The organism is Magnetospirillum sp. XM-1 (assembly GCF_001511835.1).
In the GTDB taxonomy this organism is placed as follows: domain Bacteria; phylum Pseudomonadota; class Alphaproteobacteria; order Rhodospirillales; family Magnetospirillaceae; genus Phaeospirillum.
Map to the genome: position 1 here is coordinate 3146279 of NZ_LN997848.1, position 17027 is coordinate 3163305.

Annotated in this window: 19 protein-coding genes and 1 riboswitch; of the genes, 4 read left to right on the forward strand and 15 right to left on the reverse strand. The window is 66.5% G+C overall.

The genetic code is table 11. From position 1 onward, the window contains the following. The first annotated feature begins 46 nt into the window (after nt 1–46). Complete coding sequence (locus XM1_RS14545) at nt 47–1063, forward strand: class I SAM-dependent methyltransferase (RefSeq protein ID WP_082700538.1); 1017 nt, start codon at nt 47–49, stop codon at nt 1061–1063. Nucleotides 1064–1116: 53 nt separating this feature from the next. After that, nucleotides 1117–1818: a pseudouridine synthase gene (locus tag XM1_RS14550; RefSeq protein ID WP_068434685.1), complete on the forward strand. Its 702-nt coding sequence runs from the start codon at nt 1117–1119 to the stop codon at nt 1816–1818. Here the strand turns inward: XM1_RS14550 and XM1_RS14555 are convergent. From XM1_RS14555 to XM1_RS14575, 5 genes are all read right to left on the reverse strand, one after another. Beyond that, nucleotides 1781–2167, reverse strand: coding sequence for a cereblon family protein (locus XM1_RS14555; RefSeq protein ID WP_068434687.1), 387 nt, complete (start codon nt 2165–2167; stop codon nt 1781–1783). The two genes, XM1_RS14550 and XM1_RS14555, sit on opposite strands and share 38 nt — an antisense overlap. Nucleotides 2168–2171: 4 nt before the next feature. After that, nucleotides 2172–2678 (reverse strand): TIGR00645 family protein, encoded by a 507-nt coding sequence (locus XM1_RS14560; protein ID WP_068434689.1) that lies wholly within the window; start codon nt 2676–2678, stop codon nt 2172–2174. A gap of 72 nt (nt 2679–2750) precedes the next feature. Beyond that, nucleotides 2751–3749 (reverse strand): polyphosphate kinase 2, encoded by a 999-nt coding sequence (gene ppk2, locus XM1_RS14565; RefSeq protein WP_068434692.1) that lies wholly within the window; start codon nt 3747–3749, stop codon nt 2751–2753. Between the two features lie 130 nt (nt 3750–3879). Beyond that, on the reverse strand, nt 3880–4200 hold the full coding sequence (locus XM1_RS14570; RefSeq protein ID WP_068434694.1) for a peptidylprolyl isomerase: 321 nt from the start codon (nt 4198–4200) through the stop codon (nt 3880–3882). Nucleotides 4201–4236: 36 nt separating this feature from the next. Then, nucleotides 4237–5034 (reverse strand): RNA methyltransferase, encoded by a 798-nt coding sequence (locus XM1_RS14575; protein ID WP_068434696.1) that lies wholly within the window; start codon nt 5032–5034, stop codon nt 4237–4239. 34 nt (nt 5035–5068) lie between these two features. Between XM1_RS14575 and XM1_RS14580 the strand changes: the two genes are divergently transcribed. Continuing rightward, complete coding sequence (locus XM1_RS14580; RefSeq protein WP_068434698.1) at nt 5069–5665, forward strand: pseudouridine synthase; 597 nt, start codon at nt 5069–5071, stop codon at nt 5663–5665. Here XM1_RS14580 and rocD read toward each other — a convergent pair. The 4 genes from rocD to uvrA all read right to left on the reverse strand — a co-directional run bounded on the left by rocD (nt 5604) and on the right by uvrA (nt 11854). Beyond that, the gene (gene rocD, locus XM1_RS14585) at nt 5604–6800 is read right to left on the reverse strand and encodes an ornithine--oxo-acid transaminase (protein WP_068434700.1); all 1197 of its coding nucleotides are present in this window, start codon (nt 6798–6800) and stop codon (nt 5604–5606) included. The two genes, XM1_RS14580 and rocD, sit on opposite strands and share 62 nt — an antisense overlap. Further along, nucleotides 6797–7663: an arginase gene (locus XM1_RS14590; protein WP_068434702.1), complete on the reverse strand. Its 867-nt coding sequence runs from the start codon at nt 7661–7663 to the stop codon at nt 6797–6799. The genes rocD and XM1_RS14590 overlap by 4 nt, the downstream gene beginning before the upstream one ends. A 415-nt stretch (nt 7664–8078) precedes the next feature. Next, nucleotides 8079–8804 carry an OmpA family protein gene (locus tag XM1_RS14595; RefSeq protein ID WP_068434704.1) on the reverse strand — a complete coding sequence of 242 codons (726 nt, stop codon included), beginning with the start codon at nt 8802–8804 and terminating at the stop codon, nt 8079–8081. Nucleotides 8805–9010: 206 nt separating this feature from the next. Next, a complete protein-coding gene (gene uvrA, locus XM1_RS14600; protein WP_068434707.1) occupies nt 9011–11854 on the reverse strand; it encodes an excinuclease ABC subunit UvrA in 2844 nt (947 codons plus the stop codon). A gap of 99 nt (nt 11855–11953) precedes the next feature. Then, nucleotides 11954–12129: riboswitch (yybP-ykoY riboswitch) on the forward strand. 18 nt (nt 12130–12147) lie between these two features. Here uvrA and XM1_RS14605 point away from each other — a divergent pair. Further along, entirely contained in the window at nt 12148–12729 is a 582-nt protein-coding gene (locus tag XM1_RS14605; RefSeq protein WP_068434709.1) for a TMEM165/GDT1 family protein, read from the forward strand. A gap of 6 nt (nt 12730–12735) precedes the next feature. Here the strand turns inward: XM1_RS14605 and XM1_RS14610 are convergent, their stop codons facing one another. The 6 genes from XM1_RS14610 to XM1_RS14635 all read right to left on the reverse strand — a co-directional run bounded on the left by XM1_RS14610 (nt 12736) and on the right by XM1_RS14635 (nt 16984). Beyond that, on the reverse strand, nt 12736–13491 hold the full coding sequence (locus XM1_RS14610) for an SDR family NAD(P)-dependent oxidoreductase (protein WP_068434713.1): 756 nt from the start codon (nt 13489–13491) through the stop codon (nt 12736–12738). A 1-nt stretch (nt 13492) separates the two neighbouring features. Next, complete coding sequence (locus XM1_RS14615) at nt 13493–14143, reverse strand: hypothetical protein (RefSeq protein WP_068434715.1); 651 nt, start codon at nt 14141–14143, stop codon at nt 13493–13495. Beyond that, complete coding sequence (gene mazG / locus XM1_RS14620) at nt 14133–14954, reverse strand: nucleoside triphosphate pyrophosphohydrolase (RefSeq protein ID WP_068434717.1); 822 nt, start codon at nt 14952–14954, stop codon at nt 14133–14135. Before mazG ends, XM1_RS14615 begins: the two co-directional genes overlap by 11 nt. Before the next feature lie 14 nt (nt 14955–14968). Beyond that, nucleotides 14969–15637 (reverse strand): transglutaminase family protein, encoded by a 669-nt coding sequence (locus XM1_RS14625; RefSeq protein ID WP_068434719.1) that lies wholly within the window; start codon nt 15635–15637, stop codon nt 14969–14971. A gap of 74 nt (nt 15638–15711) precedes the next feature. Continuing rightward, entirely contained in the window at nt 15712–16575 is an 864-nt protein-coding gene (locus tag XM1_RS14630; RefSeq protein ID WP_068434721.1) for a peptidoglycan-binding protein, read from the reverse strand. Between the two features lie 82 nt (nt 16576–16657). Next, on the reverse strand, nt 16658–16984 hold the full coding sequence (locus XM1_RS14635) for a hypothetical protein (RefSeq protein ID WP_068437868.1): 327 nt from the start codon (nt 16982–16984) through the stop codon (nt 16658–16660). Nucleotides 16985–17027 lie beyond the last annotated feature (43 nt).

The window sequence follows — 17027 nt, forward strand, 5'->3', positions numbered from 1 at the left end:
CGGCATGCCTCGACGGCCACATGTCCGGCATGCTAAACCGCCCGGCATGACCGATTCCAAGATCATCGACGCCTTAGTGCTGCCCTTCGAGCGTGACCTGCTGGACCTGCCGGAGCGCGCCTTCCTGATGCGCGCCGAGCCGCACGAGGCCTTGGCCGGCGAGTGGCGGCGGCGTCTGGTCTGCGAGCAGGGCTTCAAGCCCGCCTTTGATCGTCTGGTCCAGGCCGGATTCCAGACCGTGGCGCGGCTGGAAGGCCGGTTTCCCGCCGGGCTGGTGCTGCTGACCAAGCACAAGGCCGAGAACCGGGCCAACATTGCGCGGGCCTGGGACTTGCTCGAGCCCGGCGGCGTGCTGGTCTGCTGCGGCGCCAACGCCCTGGGCGCGGCCAGCCACGAGCGCGAGGCGGAAAAGGTGTTCGGTCTGGCCGGATCGCTGTCCAAGCATCAGGCCCGCACCTTCTGGATGGTGCGCGGCAACCAGGATGCGCCGGCCGAATGGTTGGAGGCGGCCGCGCCGAAGCCGGTGGAGGGCTGCGACCTCGTCGCCCGCGCCGGCTGCTTCAGCGCAGAGCATGTGGACAAGGGTTCGGCCCTGCTGCTCCATTGCCTGCCCGAAGGCTTGGCCGGAAGGGGGGCCGATCTGGGGGCGGGGTGGGGATACCTGTCCGCCGAGATCCTGCGCCGCTTCCCCGACATCACCGCCATCGACCTGTTCGAGGCGGAAGCCCTGGCGCTGGAGGACGCACGCACCAATCTGGCCGGGGACGAGCGGGCGGCGTTCCACTGGCTGGACGTGGGCGCCGGACTGCCCAAATGCGAGCCCTACGACTGGATCGTCAGCAATCCGCCCTTCCACGAGGGGCGCAAGGCCGATCCCGCCATCGGCCAGGGCTTCATCACGGCGGCCTGGAAGGCCATCCGGCGGCGCGGCAAGTTCGTGCTGGTGGCCAACCGCAACCTGCCCTACGAGGCGGAACTGCGCCGCCGCTTCCGCGAGGTGACCCTGCTGCGGGAAGCCGACGGCTTCAAGGTCTATCTGGCCAGCAACCGCCATGACAAGTAGAGCCATCCCCATACCGTCATGCCCGGGGGTGACGGGACCATGAGGGAACCGGCATGAGACTGATACGGTTGATCGCCAATCTCGGCTACGGCAGTCAGCGCGACGTCAAGGCTATGATCAAGGCCGGGCGTATCACCCTGGCCGACGGCACCCCCCTGGACGAGGGCGCCAAGGTCGCGCACGAGGATATCCGGGTGGACGGCGAGCCCCTGGACCCGCCGGCCGGGATCGTCCTGATGCTCAACAAGCCCGAGGATTACACCTGCTCGACCTCGGATCCCGGGCGCATCGTCTATGAATTGCTGCCCGAGCGCTTCATGCATCGCAACCCCATCGTCGCGCCGGTGGGACGCCTCGACCGCGACAGCACCGGCCTGCTGCTGCTGACCGACGACGGCCCGCTGGCGCACCGTATCAGTTCGCCCAAGCGCCACGTGCCCAAGACCTACGAGGTCACCCTGGCCCGACCGCTGTCGGGCGAGGAGGGCGACGTGTTCGCCTCCGGCACCTTGATGCTGCGCTCCGAGACCACGCCGCTGGCCCCGGCCGAACTGGTGGCGACCGGCCCCCAGACGGCCCGCATCACCATCACCGAGGGCCGCTACCATCAGGTCAAGCGTATGTTCGCGGCAGTCGGCAACCATGTGGAGCGCCTGCACCGCGCCGCCATCGGCGGCCTCGCCCTGGGCGACCTGCCCGAGGGGCAGTGGCGGTTGCTTACTCCGGGCGAGATCGCCCAGGTGCTTGGGTCGTAAGGCTGTCCTTGATCAGGCCGAAGAAGATGCGGGGCTCGTCCGAGCCTTCGTAGCGCCAGCCCAGGTGCAGGTCGCAGGCGCGGCAGGCGCTCAAACGCCAGAGATAGCCCCGGAACCAGGTGAACTGGCCGCTGGCGGCCCCCAGGGCGATGGCGCCCGGCGCCTCCTTGAAGCACAGAACCCGGAACACCATGCCGGCGGGATTGAAGAAGACGTGCTCGAACCCGCCGTTCATGGCCATTTCCCAGCGACCCTTGGTCACCGGCGCGCCGCAGCGGGCGCAGAAATACTCGATGTCCTTCTCCCAGGACGCGGCCCGAATGTCATAAGAGGGCGCGTCGCGGGGCATGGTCTTAATGTTTTCCGTGCCCGGGGCCTTCAACGATGCGGTCCATGAGGGCCAGCAAGACGCCCGAGACCACGAAGGCCATGTGGATGCCGACCATCCAGGCCAGGTTCTCCTTGTTCTGGCTCTCGACGTTCATGAAGGCTTTGAGCAGATGGATGCCCGAGATGGCGACGATGGAGGCGATCAGCTTCAGCTTCAATCCGCCGAAATCCACCTTGCCCATCCAGTCGGGCCGGTCCTCGTGGTCGCCGGTATCGATCTTGGAGACGAAGTTTTCGTAACCGGCGAAGATCACCATCAGCAGCAGGTTGCCCGCCAGGGACATGTCGATCAGCGACAGCACCATCAGGATGGTCTGATTCTCGTTCATCTCCAGCACATGGGGCACCAGATGGATCAGTTCCTGGCAGAATTTGACCAACAGCATCACCAGAGAGACCACGAGGCCCAGATAGAACGGGGCCATGATCCAGCGGCTGCGGAAGATCAGCTTCTCGAGAAAATGTTCCATGGAATGGGGGCCTCGATAGGGGACAGGGGCGCCGGCTCTAGATGGTTGCGCCGGCGCCTCCTGTCAAATCCGTCACGGGGCGAGCGACGCTCCCAGGATATGCTCGCTCTTGTGGACCACGTGGGCACCCTTGCCGACGATCAGCGGGTCGGGCAGGTGGACCAGGCTGTGGTCCTTGCCGGGATAGTCGAGCGAATTCAGGAAGTGGAGCATGCAGTTGAGCCGCGCCCGCTTCTTGTCGTCGGACTTGACGATGGTCCACGGCGCGTCGGCGGTGTCGGTGTAGAAGAACATCGCCTCCTTGGCCTCGGTGTAGTCCGCCCACTTGCCCAGCGACGCCTTGTCGATGGGCGACAGCTTCCACTGCTTCAAGGGGTCGCGTTCGCGGGACTTGAAGCGGCGCAGCTGCTCGTCCTGGGTCACCGAGAACCAGTACTTGTAGAGCTTGATGCCGGAACGGACCAGCATGCGCTCCACCTCGGGCGTCTGGCGCATGAATTCCAGGTATTCGGCCGGGGTGCAAAAGCCCATCACCCGCTCGACGCCGGCCCGGTTGTACCAGGAGCGGTCGAAGAACACCATTTCGCCCGAGGTGGGCAGGTGCTGGATATAGCGCTGGAAGAACCACTGGCCGCGCTCGACCTCGCTGGGCTTTTCCAGCGCGACCACCCGGGCGGCGCGCGGGTTCAGGTGCTCCATGAAGCGCTTGATGGTGCCGCCCTTGCCGGCGGCGTCGCGGCCTTCGAACAGCAGAACGAATTTCTGCCCGGTGTCGCGGGCCCAAAGCTGGACCTTCAGCAGTTCGGCCTGGAGCGCAGCCTTCTTGGTCTCGTATTCGGCGCGGCCCAGGCGGCTCTTGTAGGGATATTCGCCGGTCTCGAAGGCGTGGCGTACCGCTTCGGGATCGTGGCGCATTTCCGCCAGATCATGCCTGGCCTGGGCGGCCGGGCTGAGCGGCTTGGCCGCCGCCGGCTTCTTGCGGGCCGGGCGGGCCGGGTGTGCGGCGGGCTCCGTGGCGGCGACCGCGACCGTTACGCTCTCGGCTTTGATATCGTTCCCATCGTCGGCCATGTCTTCTCCCCGTGAAATAGCCCATCCTCGGAAAATCCTAAGCCCTTTACGGTTGTCAGGCCACGGTTTTCCCGAAGGGGCGGTCTTAGGGGCGCGGGCCATGGCCGACGCGGGACCGCAATGAACGGGATCAGTCGGTACGCTGGATCAGGTGGAAGCCGAACGGGGTCTCCACCACATCGGACACCTCGCCCGACTTCAGCGCGAAAGCGGCCACCTCGAATTCCGGCACCATGGCGCCCTTGGGGAACTCGCCCAGATCGCCGCCGTCCTCGCCCGAGGGACAGTCGGAATACTGCCGCGCCATCTGGCCGAAATCAGCGCCCTGGGCGATCTCGTCCTTGATGTTGTTGATCTCGGCCAGGGCCTCGTCCTTGGAGCGGGTGGCCTGGGAACGGGACGAGCCCTTGTACATCAGCAGGATGTGGGAGGCGCGGACGGTGGAAGACATTGAACTCTCCGATATAGGGAAGACGGTAATGTAGTATCAACGGCGCGGCTTCGCCAGTTCATGGATCAGGATGGCGGCGGTGGCGGCCACGTTGAGCGACTGGATACGGCCCGAGCCGGGCAGGGTGACGATGTCGTCGCAGGCCGCCAGCGTGGCGGGAGGAAGGCCGTCCTCCTCATTGCCGAGGATCAGCGCCACCGGCTTGCCCGGACGGTTCAGCACCTCGGCCACCGGCTTGCCCGAGCCGAGGGCGGTGCCGACGATGCGGTGGGAATCTCTAAGCCGTTTCAGGGCCGCAACGAAATTCCGGGTGCGAATCACCTCCACCCATTCCAGCCCGCCCTCGGAGACGCGCAGCGCCGCCTCGGACGGTCCGGCCTGGCCGGGATGGTCGGAGATCACCAGGCGCTCCAGGCCGAAGAAGGCCATGGTCCGGGCGATGGCCCCCAGGTTGTGGGGATTGCCGACGCCGTCCAGAACCAGCAGCGGCTTGCCCTCCTTGGCCCACACATGTGCCTCGGCGGGGTCGAAGAGGCGGAGGGCCTTCGGCCGGGTCACCGCGATGATGCCGCCGTGCAGCGGCGAGCCGAGGATCTTGGTCAGTTCCTCGGTGGGCGCCAGGCGGTAGGGCTTGCGCGCCGCCGCCATGGCCTTGCACATCTCGGCCGCCGCGTCCTTCATGCGCTCGTCATAGAACAGCCGTTCGACCCGGCCCGGATCATGGGCGAACAGCGCTTTGACCGCCGGCAGCCCCGCCACCTTCTCGGCTTCCGGGCTGATGGGATCGGGACGCCTCGGCGGCTGCTTCTTGTGCGGAAACGGCGCTCGTGCCATTGCTGGGCCTTTCGGGAAGAGTGGAACGGGTGTTGTGACTCGGCTGATCGTCTTCAACAAGCCTTATGACGTGCTGACCCAGTTCACCGACCGGGAGGGGGGGAGGGCGACGCTCAAGGATTACATCGACGTGCCGGGCGTCTATGCCGCCGGACGCCTTGACCGGGATTCGGAAGGATTGCTGGTGCTGACCGATTCCGGGACGCTGGCGGCGCGCATCAGCGAGCCCAAGCACAAGCTGGCCAAGACCTACTGGGCGCAGGTGGAGGGCATTCCCTCCGAGGCCGATCTGGACAAGCTGCGCCGGGGCGTGGTGCTCAACGACGGGCCGACCCTGCCGGCCGAGGCGCGGGCCATGGTCGAGCCGGACAACCTGTGGCCGCGCGATCCGCCCATCCGCTACCGCGCCGCCATTCCCACCGCGTGGATCGAGCTGACCATCCGCGAGGGGCGCAACCGCCAAGTCCGCCGCATGACCGCTGCCATCGGCTTTCCCACCCTGCGCCTGATCCGCTGGGCGGTGGGCGAGTGGACGCTGGATGGGCTGGCGCCAGGGGAATGGCGCGAAATCAAGCCTCCGCCAGCACCGCGCCCAGGCTCCACACGGCCTCGTCCAAAAGCTCGCGGCTGATCACCAGGGGCGGCGCGAAGCGGATGGTGTTGCGGTGGGTGTCCTTGGTGAGGATGCCCCTGGCCGCCAGCCGGTCGCAGACCTCGCGGGCCTGGATGCGGTCGGCGTCGAACTCGATGCCGATGAACAGGCCGCGCCCCCGGATGTCCTTGATCAGCGGGCTGTCCAGGGCGCGCAGGCGCTCCATCAGCCAGGGCCCAAGCTCGGCGGCGCGCTCGATCAGTCCTTCGTCCAGCAGCACCTGCAAGGCTTCCCGCCCCACCGCCGCGGCTAGGGGATTGCCGCCGAACGTGGAACCGTGGTCACCGGGCCGGAACACGTCCATCAGTTCCGCCTTGCCCAGCAGCAGCGACACCGGCAGCATGCCGCCGCCCAGCGCCTTGCCGAGCGTCACCGCGTCGGGTTTGACGCCTTCATGCTCGCAGGCCAGCAGGCGGCCGGTGCGGCCCAGCCCGGTCTGGATCTCGTCGGCGATCAGCAGCACCCGGCGGCGGTCGCAGATCTGGCGGCAGCGGGCGAGATAGCCCTCGGGCGGCACGATGATGCCGCCTTCGCCCTGGATGGGCTCCACCAGGAAGGCGGCGGTGTCCCGCGTTATGGCCTTTTCCAGGGCGTCGGCGTCGCCGAAGGGGATCAGGTCGAAGCCGCCGGGGAAGGGGCCGAAGCTGTCGCGGTACTGCTCCACCGTGGACATGCCGATGATGGCGATGGTCCGGCCGTGGAAATTGCCCTTCGCCGCGATGATGCGGGCTTGGCCTTCCGGCACGCCCTTCACCGTATAGGCCCATTTGCGCGCCGCTTTCAGCGCCGTCTCCACCGCCTCGGCCCCGGTGTTCATGGGCAGCGCCCGGTCCATGCCGGTCAACGTGCAGGCCAACTCGGCGAAGGGGCCCAGCGGCGCGGTGTGGAAGGCCCGCGAAATCACCGCCAGCTTGCCCGCCTGCTCGGTCAGCGCCCGGACCAGCCGGGGATGGCTATGGCCATGGCTGACGGCGGAATAGGCTCCCATCATGTCGATGTAGCGTTGCCCGTTCTCGTCCCAGACCAGGGCGCCTTCGCCCCGGACCAGCACCACCGGCAGCGGATGGTAGTTGTGGGCGCACCATGTATCCTCGAGGGCGATGGTGGCGGTCATGGCGGTTCTCCCGGTTGCGCCGCCATGGCCAGAATGGTTTCCATCAGGATGGCGGTCTTGTCCGCCACGTCGTGGGGCGGGCTGTATTCGGCGATTTCCAGCGCGAGGCAATGGGGCGAGGCCAGCAGCGGCCGCAAGGATTCCAGCAGTTCGGAGGCCGCAATGCCGCCCGGCACGGGCGAGCCCACCGCCGGGGCGTCCCCAGGATCGATGGCGTCCAGGTCGAGCGTGATGCCGAACGGCCCAGTGGGCCGGGGCAGGATTGCGGCAAGGCCCTTGGCCGTGACCTCCTCCATGCGGATCACCCGCAGGCCCGATTGGTGGGCGAAGGAATCCTCTTCCCGCTCGAAGCTGCGCACGCCCACCAGGGTGACGTCGCCGGGCTTGAGCGGCGGGGCGGGGCAGGCCACGCCGGCCAGTTGCGGGTGGCAGCGCCCCAACAGGCAGGCCAACGGCATGCCGTGCAGCGCTCCCGACGGGCTGGTGGAGGGATCGTGGCAATCCATGTGGGCGTCGATCCACAGGAGATCGAAGCGGCCCGGCGGGGCAAGCGCCCGGCTGAGCCCGCTCCAGGTGCCCATGGCGATGGAATGGTCGCCGCCGATGACGATGGGGAAGCGGCCCTCGCTCCTGACTGCGGCCACGGCTTGGGCCAGGGCGTCGCAGGCCCGGGCAACCACCGTGGCGGGCGAGGCGGCGGCCGAGGCCGAAACTGGCACCTCCTGCCAGCAAAGCCCCGGCGAGCGGGCTGCCAGACGGTCGAAGACGCCAGATTTTTTCAGTATTTCCGGCCCCTTGGCGCATCCCGGGTCGCGGGCGCCTTCTCCAATTCCGACGGCGATGATCGTGCAGCGACGATTCATGACGCCCTCCTGGCTCTCTCTTGCCAAGATGCGATGATCGATACCGCTCACCGCATCGCCCTCAGGCGCCGGGCGCCGCCCGTGGCGGCTTGGCTCCCGCGCCAAAAGGCGCGCGGCCCCTTGGGCCTAGCAGAACCACGATGAGATATCATCGCGGTTCTGTATTGAATCATGTGAGGGGGATCGGGCCGCTTTGGAAAGGCTGCCTTGAAAATGCCCAGATTCCGTCCCGTTTGCCGCCACGATCGACGCTCAGTATCCGGACTCGAAGGCGATCGGCCTTCCACCCCAAGGACGGAACCATCATGAAAAGCAGCAAGACCGCCGAGACGCAACCCGCTTCCACTCAGGCCAAGGCCAAGGCAGAGGACGCGGAGGCGCTTCGCCGCCGGCGGGCTCAGATCGCCGCGTATATCTAGGAAAGAGTGGCCGGAGGCCCGGTCGCCTCATTGGTCGCGGCCCAATCCGCGATCAGGGGCGACCCAGAGGCCGCCGGCGCAAATCCGGCGTAGGATACCGCTTCGGCCGCACCCGTGGCCGGAGCGGCGCCGGCGATGCCGGTGGCGCCCAGATCCTGGCGGTCAGCCTGGCTCTTGACGGTGTCGGACGGGACGGGGGAGGCGGCGGAGGTCTTGGCCGGAGAAGCCGGCTCCCAGCTGATCTCCACACGACGGGCGGCGGCGTCCTTGGACCCCTTCTTGCCACCCTTGACCACACCCTGGCCGACGACTTCGACCCGCGCGGCGATGCCCAGCTTGCGCAGCTGGTCGGCCACGGCCTGGGCCCGCTTCTCGGACAGGATCTTGTTGTAGGCGGCCTTGCCCGAGGCATCGGTGAAGCCCTGGACCCGGATCACCGTGGGGGGCGCCGCTTTCAGCGACGGCGCCAAGCCCCACAGCACCTGCATGGTCGAGCCGGTGATATCGGCCTTGCCATGATTGAAATGAACCACCACCGGCGAGGGCGGCAGAGCCACGTCGTCCGTCACCATGGAGGCGGCGGGCGGAGGAGGCGCTGTTACCGTCGGGGTTGAGGCAGTGGCCGGATTCGCAGTCGTGGTCGGGGCCACGGGTTCGGGCATGGCACAGGCCGACACCGCCGCCAGGGCGGAAAGGGCTGTGATGATGCGGATGAACCTCATGGGACGGACTCTTCTTGCGATCCAGGAATCCAATGTTGCAAGAAAAGAATCGGCTGTCCAGCGCTTTCTAAGTAATGGGCGGAGAGGACTCCAGTCCAGAAATCGTTGCATCACTGAACTGAACTGAGAAAGGGCGTTTTTTCTTAAAGTAACGTCTTTACGACGCAGGATTCAGTGAGGGCGAAAAATCGGCCCACACCAATGGGTTATGACGCCTTTCTCGGTTTCCGGCCCAGAATCGGACCAAGGTATTGGCCGGTGTAACTTTGGGCGCAGGCCGCCACGTCTTCGGGAGTCCCGGCGGCCACGATACGGCCGCCGCCGTCGCCGCCTTCCGGCCCCAGATCGACGATCCAGTCGGCGGTCTTGATGACTTCCAGGTTATGTTCGATGACCAGAACCGTGTTGCCGGCGTCCACCAGGGCCTGGATCACTTCCAGCAGCTTGCGCACGTCCTCGAAATGCAGGCCGGTGGTGGGCTCGTCCAGGATGTAGAGCGTGCGGCCGGTGGAGCGCTTGGACAGTTCCTTGGCCAGTTTCACCCGCTGGGCCTCGCCGCCCGAGAGCGTGGTGGCCTGCTGGCCAAGATGGATGTAGTCCAGGCCCACCCGCTGCAAGGTCACCATCTTGTCGCGGATGGCGGGCACCGCCTTGAAGAAGTCGGCGGCCTCCTCGACGGTCATGTCCAGCACGTCGGCGATGCTTTTTCCCCGGAAGGTAATTTCCAGGGTTTCGCGGTTGTAGCGCTTGCCCTTGCAGACGTCGCACTGGACGTAGACGTCGGGCAGGAAGTGCATCTCGATCTTGATCACGCCGTCGCCCTGGCAGGCCTCGCAGCGGCCGCCCTTGACGTTGAACGAGAAGCGCCCCGGCTTGTAGCCGCGCACCTTGGAATCGGGCAGTTCGGTGAACCAGTCGCGGATGGGCGAGAAGGCGCCGGTATAGGTGGCCGGGTTGGACCGCGGCGTGCGGCCGATGGGGCTCTGGTCGATGTCGATGATCTTGTCCAGATGCTCGATGCCGTCGATGCGGTCGAAGGGCGAGGGCTGCTCGCGCGCGCCCATCAGACGGCGGGCCAGGGCCTTGTACAGGGTCTCGATCACCAGGGTGGACTTGCCGCCGCCCGACACGCCGGTGATGCAGGTAAGCGTTCCCAGCGGGACATGGACGTCCACATCCTTGAGGTTGTTGCCGCGCGCGCCGATCAGCGACAGCGTCTTGCCGTTGCCCTTGCGCCGGTTGAGGGGCAGCGGAATGTGGTCAAGGCCGGTGAGGTAGCGCCCGGTCATGGAGTTGGAATCGGCCATCACCTGTTCGGGGGTGCCTTCCGACACCACCTGGCCGCCGTGGATGCCGGCGCCGGGGCCCATGTCGACCAGATAATCGGCGGCGCGGATGGCGTCCTCGTCATGCTCGACCACGATGACGGTGTTGCCGATGTCCCGAAGGCGCTTCAGCGTCGCCAGCAGACGGTCGTTGTCCCGCTGGTGCAGGCCGATGGAGGGCTCGTCCAGCACGTAGAGCACGCCGGTCAGTCCCGAGCCGATCTGGCTGGCCAGACGGATGCGCTGGCTTTCGCCGCCCGACAGCGAGCCCGAGCCACGCCCCAGCGTCAGGTATTCCAGCCCCACGTCCACCAGGAAGCCCAGGCGGTCGTTGATCTCGCGCAGGATGCGCCGGGCGATCTCCTGGTCCTTGGGCCGCAGGTGGTTGTGTAGGTCGGCGAACCAGTCGCGCGCCGCCAGGATGGAGAACTCGGTGGCCTCGGAGATGTGCAGGCTGTTGACCTTGACCGCCAGGGCTTCCGGCTTGAGGCGTGCCCCGCCGCAGGCTTCGCACGGTGCGGTGCCCTGGAAGCGCGACAATTCCTCGCGCACATAGGACGAATCCGTCTCCCGGTAGCGGCGCGCCATGTTGGGGATGACGCCCTCGAACGATTTCTCGGTGTGATAGCCGCGGAATCCGTCCTCGTAGGCGATGCGGATTTCCTCGTTACCCGAGCCGTGGAGGATAACCTCGCGGATCCGTTCGGGCAGCTTCTCCCAGGGCGTTTCCAGGCTGAAGCGGTAATGCTCGGCCAGTCCCTGCAGGGTCTGGAGGTAGTATTGCGAGGTGGAGTTCGCCCAGGGCGCGAGGGCGCCGTCGCGCAAGGAAACCCCAGGATTTGGAACGACCAGTTCGGGATCGAAATAAAGCTTCACCCCCAAGCCGTCGCAGGACGGGCAGGCGCCGAAGGGGTTGTTGAAGGAGAACAGGCGGGGCTCGATCTCCTCAATGGTGAAGCCCGACACCGGACAGGCGAACTTGGCGGAAAAGGTGGTGCGCTCGCCCGATTCGGCGTTCTCGGCGATGGCCAGGCCATCGGCCAGGGACAGCGCCGTCTCGATGGAATCGGCCAGCCGGTTGCCTAAGCCCGGCCTTACTACCAGGCGGTCGACCACCACCTCGATGTCGTGCTTCTTCTTCTTGTCGAGTTGGGGGACGTCGTCGATCTCGTAGAGCGTGCCGTCCACCTTGACCCGCTGGAAGCCCTTCTTCTGTAGTTCCTGCAGGTCCTTGCGGTACTCGCCCTTGCGGCCGCGCACATAAGGCGCCAGCAGGTAGAGCCGCGTGCCCTCCGCCATCATCTCGACCCGGTCGACCATCTGGCTGACCGTCTGGCTTTCGATGGGAAGCCCGGTGGCGGGCGAGTGGGGGACGCCGACGCGGGCCCACAGCAGGCGCATGTAGTCGTAGATCTCGGTCACCGTGCCCACGGTGGAGCGGGGGTTCTTCGAGGTGGTCTTCTGCTCGATGGAAATGGCGGGGCTCAAGCCCTCGATGCTCTCCACGTCGGGCTTTTGCATCAGTTCCAGGAACTGCCGCGCATAGGCCGACAGCGATTCCACGTAGCGGCGCTGCCCCTCGGCGTAGATGGTGTCGAAAGCCAGCGACGACTTGCCCGAGCCCGACAGCCCGGTGATCACCACCAGCTTGTCGCGGGGCAGGTCCACGTCGATGTTCTTCAGATTATGCTCGCGGGCGCCGCGCACCCGGATGAAGCCGCTCATGTGAGGTCGATCCGCTTCCACCAAAACAGGGGCGGGATGTTAGAGAGATTCGAGCGGCGGATAAAGGGCTTGCCCGGCATGGCTGGCATGGGTATGGTCCGCCCCGTCATTGGGGAGTAGCCGCCTTCGGTCATCAGAAGGGGGCGCGTCAACAGACTAGGGCCTTTCGGCCCTTGGCGCGTCCGGCCCAAAAGCTTGGCGAGACCTTTGGCTTCGGAATTCTTGCGTCCAGGGATTGGGCGGGATTCCGGGCCATCGGTCATGTTTCGCCCAATCCCCCGTATGGTGCCTCGATGGATTCCCTGCTCGTATCGCTCGCCGTGGTCACCGCCGCCGAGATCGGCGACAAGACCCAGCTTCTGGCCCTTTTGCTCGCCGCCAAGTTCAGGAAGCCCTGGGCGGTGGTGGCCGGCATTTTCGTCGCCACCATCGCCAATCATGGACTGGCGGCGTGGGCGGGCGTCGAGGTGGCGCGCTGGATCGGTCCCGAAACGATGCGCTGGATCGTTGGCCTTTCTTTTATCGCCATGGCCGCCTGGACCCTGGTTCCCGACAAGATGGACGAGGACGACCAGCCCAAGACGTGGGAGAAGGCCGGCGCCTTCGTCGCCACCACCATCGCCTTCTTCCTGGTGGAGATCGGCGACAAGACGCAAATCGCCACAGTGGCCCTGGGGGCGCGGTTCGGCGATCTGCTGATGGTGACCACCGGCACCACGCTGGGCATGCTGATCGCCGACGTGCCCGCCGTGTTCGTGGGCAACGCCATGGCCGAGAAGCTGCCCCTGAAGCTGGTGCGCATGGTCGCCGCCGCCCTGTTCGCCATTTTGGGCGTGCTGGCGCTGACCGATCTGGGCAAGGCGGTGATGGGGTAGCTCGCCCTACGACCGGTGAATGGCAAACGGCGCCGAGGCCTGGCAGACCGGCATCATCTCGATGCGGTTGATGTTGACGTGGGCGGGAAGCGACGCCGCCCAGAACACCGCCTCGGCGATGTCCTCGGAGGTGAGCGGCGTGGTGCCCTCATAGACCTTGGCCGCCTTGTCCGCGTCGCCGTGGAAGCGCACCTGGGAGAACTCGCTGCCGCCGCACAGTCCCGGCTCGATATTGCTGACCCGCACCCTGGTCTTGACCAGATCGGCGATGAGGTTCAGCGAGAACTGGGTTACCGCCGCCTTGGTGGCTCCGTACATGTTGCCGCCGGGATAGGGATAGGTGCCGGCCACCGAGCTGATGTTGATCACATGGCCGCGGTCGCGCTCGACCATGCCGGGCAGGATGGCCCGCGTCATGTACATCAGGCCCTTGAGATTGGTGTCGATCATGGTCTCCCAGTCGTCCAGGTCAGCGGCCTGGGCGGGCTCCAGCCCCAGGGCCAGACCGGCATTGTTGACCAGGACATCCACCGGCCAGGCCACGGCGGCGGCGAAGGCGGCCACGGCGGCGCCATCACGCACGTCCAGGGCGGCCGCATGCACCGGCGCGGCGGCGCCCAGTTCGGCCTTCAATGCGTCCAGCCGCTCGGTCCGCCGGCCGCAGATCACCAGATTGGCGCCATTGGCGGCGAAGCGCCGGGCGATGGCGGCGCCGAAACCGGCGGTGGCGCCGGTGACCAGGACGGTGCGGTTCTTCCACATGCTATTCGTTGATCTCCGAGGGGCGGGGGGCGAGGGGACGGGCGGGGTCCACGTCACGGATCATCACCAGTTCCGGCATCACGGCCAGGGGATTCTCGATCTTCCAGATATAGACCTTGGAGGTGCCGAAGGGCTTGACCTGGGTGGCGTTGTGCTTGACCACGTTGCCGTCGGTGGTGATGCGGAACTCGCCCTCCATGTTGAGGCCCAGCTCGGCCAGGATCTGGGCGTCCGAGGGCTTCATGGCGTTGGCCCGGATGACGATGGCGCCGTTCTCCATGGAGCGCAGCGAGATCAGGCGGGCGTCGCGGCGGATCAGCGAGGTCAGCTGCACCTTGCCCAGGCGGCCGACCCGCTCGTATTCCACGGCGAAGCGGCCCTTGCCCTTGGCCTCGATCTTGCGGAAGGCGATGTCGCGGGCGAGGTCGCGGCGGATATTCTCCTGCCGCTCGGCCTCGTCCTCGGGCTTGATCTTATTCTTGCGGTAATCGTCCAGGATGGGGGCGAACATCAGGTCGCCCTTGTAGGTCAGCGAATAATCGCCGTACTTGGACAGGCGCAGTTCGCTCCTGAACTTGTCGGGGATGTAGCACGACGACAGCAGCAGCACAGCCGCCAGGACGCCGATCCGCTTCAGCCAGTCACCCGCCACCGTGCCCTCCGGACTTTTCCAAGGTCTTGGCAGCCTGCCACAGCGCCTCCATCTCGTCGAGGGTGGCGGCCTCGGCCGTGCGCCCGGAAGCCTTCAATTCCGTCTCGATGTGGCGGAAACGGCGCTCGAACTTGGTGTTGGCCCGCTTCAGGGCGCGCTCGGGGTCGACGTTCAGCTTGCGCGCCAGGTTGACGCAGACGAACAGCACGTCGCCCATCTCGTCCTCCAGCCGGTCGAAGGGGGCGTCGGAGCGGATTTCCTCGGCGATCTCCTGGGCCTCTTCGGCCAGCTTGTCGAGGATGGTCTCGGGCCGGTCCCAGTCGAAGCCCACCCGGGCGGCGCGCCTTTGCAGCTTGAGCGCGCGGGTCATGGGGGGCAGGGTGCGGGCCACCCCGTCCAGGATGCCGGGCTCGGCCGCGCCGTCGGCCTTGGCGGCGCGTTCACGCGCCTTGGTTTCCTCCCAGGCTTCCACCTGTCCGGCGGAATCCCGGCCGTCGTTCTCGACGAAGACGTGGGGATGGCGGCGGACCATCTTGTCGGCGATGGCGGCGGCGATGGCGTCGAAGTCGAAGTCGCCGTTCTCCCTGGCCATCTGGGCGTAGAACACCACCTGGAACAGCAGGTCGCCCAACTCGTCCTTCAACTGGGCCATGTCGCCGTGCTCGATGGCCTCGGCCACCTCGTAGGCTTCCTCGATGGTGTAGGGCGCGATGGTGGCGAAGCTTTGCTCCAGGTCCCAGGGACAGCCGCCGTCGGGCGAGCGCAGCCGGGCCATGATCGCCAGCAGGCGGTCGATGGGCTTTTCCGTCATCGCCTTTTCCGTCATCACTGGGCCTTGGCCTCGGCGGCGAAGTCGGAGCCCGTCCCCCAGGGATCGTCCACCATCATCAGCGGACAGTACTGGCGATAGGTCGCGGTGATCTCCTCGAAGGGCACGTCCCAGAAGCTGCCGTGCTGGTCCACATATTCCATGTGGCGGCGATCCTGCTTGTCGAAAGGATGGAACACCGAATCGGTTTTCCCATCCCATTCAAGGGGATGGACGCCGAACTTCTCGCACAGAGCCAGATTGAAGGCGGGCGTGGCCTTGACCCACCGGTCTTCCGCCATGATCTCGGCGAAGGCGTGCCAGCGGAAGACGTCGCTGCCGTTCTTGTCCAGCAGCTTGGGCGTGGCCAGGTGGTTGCGGACGTCGGCGAAGCCGATGCGGGCGGGAATGCCCACTGCGCGGGCGCAGGCGGTCAGCAGGGCGGCCTTGGGAATGCAAAAGCCGCTGCCCTTGGCCAGCACGTCGGCGGCCGAATAGGTCTCCGGCGCGTTGAAGCGGACATAGGGATCGTAAAGGACGGAATCGCGCACCGCGTAATAGAGGCGGATGGCGGCGTCCAGCCGGTTGGAAGCGCCCTGGGCGGCCTTTTGGGCGAAGGCGACGATGGCGGGATTGTCACTTTGGATGAACCGGCCGGGCTGAAGGGCGCGGGGATCGATGCTCATGGGGGCTGACCTCGGATTGGCTTTCGCCGCCAGCATAGGCGGAAGCGGGGCCGTCGGGCAAACCCTGCCGACGCCTAATCCATGAAAGTCTCCAGCGCGGCCCTGGTCTTGGGGCCGACGACACCGTCCGCGGCCAGCCCGTGCGCCGCCTGGAACGCCTTGACGGCGCGCCTTGTACGGGGGCCGTCGGCGCCGTCCACCACCAGCCTGGGATCTGCCCCGGCCTTGTTGAGGGCGGTCTGGAGGCGGGCGAGGTCGGGCAGGGCGGCGTTGTTGGCGGTCGGCCCCGGCCCCTCGGCGGAGGCGGCCCACGCCTTGGCGTACCAGAGCTTACGGTCGTCGAGGCCGTTGGTTCCGCCATTGACCGCCTTGGTGACCGCCACGATGTCGTCGGCGTCGGCCTGTGGGTTGATGTTGGCGGCCTGCCAATGGCAAAGGGCGGGCGAAAGCAGATTCTCCGCCTGAATGATCAGGTCGGGATCGGCGACGCAATCGAGACCGGTCTCCCTGGCCACCTTGGCGTAGTTGGAGCGGCCGGTGGTCTGGAGCACGCCGCGGCCACGGAACAGATAGCCGTCGCCCGCCTGCGTGTTGCCCAGCTCGGCCGCTTTGGCCGGGTTGCCCTGGCCATAGACCCTCTCGGCCAGGGCCTTGGCGTTGCGCAGCAGGCTAGGCGCCTCGTCGGGCGTAATCTTGGCGGAATGCCTGCCCACGCCGTATATCTTCAGGAGCTGATCTTGGGTGGTGTAGGTCAGATTCTCCACCAGCAGGGTGCCGCCATTGGTCTCGTGCATGATCTGGGCGATGAAATGGCAGAGGCGCAGCCGGGTGGTGACGCCATACCGGGCCAATGCGCCGTCCTTGTCGGCGAAGGCCGTCTTGCATTCGGCCCGGGCGTTGGGGGCGATGGCGATGGTGATGGATTGCAGTGATGTCATTGGCAGTCCCCCTCGAGCCTTGTCCCGGCTTCAATCTGACGCCAATGGTATTGGTGTATAGATTAAAATGCTAGTAAAGGTTTCAGCGGTTGTCGGGAGGAACGCTGCAGCATTGATGAACGATGGCCGCCTGATCGCGGCGATTATCGTCCTTGAACGCCAGCCAGCGGCGGCGGAGGCGGGCCCACAGGCCATCCGACAGGACCAGGCCGTTGGCGGCCATCCATTGTTCGAGGGCGGCCAGCGTGACGTGGCGCAGATCATAGCTGACGCGGACTGCCCGACCGTCGTCGGTGGCATGAAGGTCGAGAAGCCCCTCGGGACGCGACAGGGCGGCAATGGCGGAAGGATCGGCGCGGCCGGAGAGGGAGAGGCTCAACGTACGGGTCAGGCGGTCGGTGTCGGCCATGACATCCTCCATATCCCCATACCCATTTGTCGCATAATGTATA